The sequence below is a fragment of the Mesorhizobium sp. M1A.F.Ca.IN.020.06.1.1 genome (genome assembly GCF_004023265.1).
Classification (GTDB): Bacteria; Pseudomonadota; Alphaproteobacteria; order Rhizobiales; family Rhizobiaceae; genus Mesorhizobium.
Genome location: NZ_RZSR01001521.1, coordinates 1 through 832, shown reverse-complemented (window position 1 = coordinate 832; position 832 = coordinate 1). Strand labels below are relative to the sequence as shown.

At 64.5% G+C, this 832-nt stretch carries 2 protein-coding genes; both read left to right on the top strand.

Features of this window, described 5'->3' with window-relative positions:
- On the top strand, window positions 1-222 hold a 222-nt coding region (locus tag EOA60_RS35275; RefSeq protein ID WP_348632756.1), incomplete at its 5' end, for a putative metal-binding protein.
- Window positions 219-665, top strand: coding sequence for a Mov34/MPN/PAD-1 family protein (locus tag EOA60_RS35270; RefSeq protein ID WP_127335910.1), 447 nt, complete (start codon window positions 219-221; stop codon window positions 663-665). The genes EOA60_RS35275 and EOA60_RS35270, both read left to right, overlap by 4 nt.
- Window positions 666-832 lie beyond the last annotated feature (167 nt).

Below are 832 nucleotides of genomic sequence, written 5' to 3'. Positions count from 1 at the left end.
GCGTATCTGATGTCAGCCCCGCCCAATGTGGGCAGCATCTTCAACGGCAGCGCCCATCCTTCGACCGGCCGGCCGTTTGTCTGCATGCGCGGCTCGCGCGAGTTCCACACGCACCCCAGTCACCTCGCCGAGCGCTGGGATGGCTTCCGCGGCAAGCCGGGGATGGACCTGCTCGGTATCCTCGAACAGCTGTGGCGCGGTTGGAAGAGGGCAGTCGGATGAGCCGGATCAAAGTCGGACGGAGCGTGGTGGCGTCGACCATCGAACGACTGCAGGACGGCGGACGCATCGGCCACGAACGGGCCGTGCTTTGGCTGGGCAAGGGCGTGGAGCGCATCGATGAACTCTACGAACCGCGACAACAGACACGGGCCGACCAGTTCTACTTCGATAGCCAGAGCATGCAGATGTTGTTTGCGCACCTGCGTGAAAATCGCCTGCGCGTGCTCGCCCAGGTTCACTCCCATCCCGGCCGGGCTTTTCACTCCGAGGCCGACAATGAGTGGGCGATCGTACGACATGCCGGCGCCCTGTCGCTGGTGCTGCCGCGGTTTGCCCAAGAGGCGGCGGTGGACAATTTCCTGAGCCTCGCGGCCACCTACGTCCTGTCGACTGGAAACGACTGGGAAGAAGCGCTTGGCGCGACCGTGTTGGAGGTTTGCTGATGACCACCGTCGGTCAGGAAAATGCGCGGATGCTCGCTTCGCTCCTTGGGATCGAAGAGGCGGATGCGGCCAAGCGCCTCGACAAGACGGTGCGGATAACGGCGGCCTCCGGCCGTGCTGGCGCCGGCGATGAAGTTCGGGATCTCCTCGATCGCACCATCCGCGTG

Excerpts from the sequence above, each read along its gene's own strand:
- EOA60_RS35270 (WP_127335910.1), top strand. The coding sequence starts at position 219 with ATGAGCCGGATCAAAGTCGGACGGAGCGTGGTGGCGTCGACCATCGAA.